This window comes from Streptomyces sp. MS191, assembly GCF_008042125.1.
Taxonomy (GTDB): domain Bacteria; phylum Actinomycetota; class Actinomycetes; order Streptomycetales; family Streptomycetaceae; genus Streptomyces.
On sequence record NZ_RDBI01000019.1, the window covers coordinates 567 to 1,264 of the forward strand.

The following is a 698-nucleotide window of genomic DNA, read 5'->3' on the forward strand; positions in this document are numbered from 1 at the left end:
GAAAAAAAAAATGCTTGCGGTCCTGTTCGAGGTTGACCCGGTCCCGGTCGTCCTGCCGGTTCTGGGCGAGCAGGATGAGCGGCGCCGCGTACGACGCCTGGAGCGACAGCGCGAGCGTCAGGAAGATGAAGGGGTACTCGTCGAACCGCAGCGACGTCGGCGCGAAGATGTTCCAGAGCACCCAGACGATGATCGTCAGGGTCATCCAGACGAGGAAACGCCCGGTCCCCAGGAAGCGGGCGATCCGCTCCGAGAGCCGTCCGAAGGCCTCCGGGTCGTACTCCGGCAGCAGCCTCGCCCGGCGCTCGCGCGGGAGGTCGAGCCGGATGCGCGGGCCGGACCGCTCGCGTTCCTGCGTGCGCTCAGCCGCCATGCGGTGCCCCCTCCACGTGGAACTCCGTCTCGCGCCAGTCCTCCGGCAGCAGGTGGTCCAGGACGTCGTCGACGGTGACCGCGCCCAGCAACGAACCGCTCTCGTCCACGACGGGCGCCGCGACCATGTTGTACGCGGCGAGATAGCTGGTGACGGCCGGCAGCGGCGTGTCCGGGGCGAGCGGCGGCAGGTCGCTGTCCACCAGCGACCCGACCAGGGTGAACGGCGGGTCCCGCAGCAGCCGCTGGAAGTGCACCGTGCCCAGGTACTTGCCCGTCGGCGTCTCGTCCGGCGGCCGGCACACGTACACCTGCGCCGCGAGCGC

Annotated in this window: 2 protein-coding genes; both read right to left on the reverse strand. The window is 70.2% G+C overall.

Features of this window, described 5'->3' with window-relative positions:
- A partial coding sequence (locus EAO71_RS02415; protein WP_147976093.1) for a DUF1003 domain-containing protein occupies positions 1-373 on the reverse strand: 373 nt, incomplete at its 3' end.
- Positions 363-698 (reverse strand): CBS domain-containing protein (locus tag EAO71_RS02420; RefSeq protein WP_147976092.1); only part of this gene is annotated, 336 nt, incomplete at its 5' end. The genes EAO71_RS02420 and EAO71_RS02415, both read right to left, overlap by 11 nt.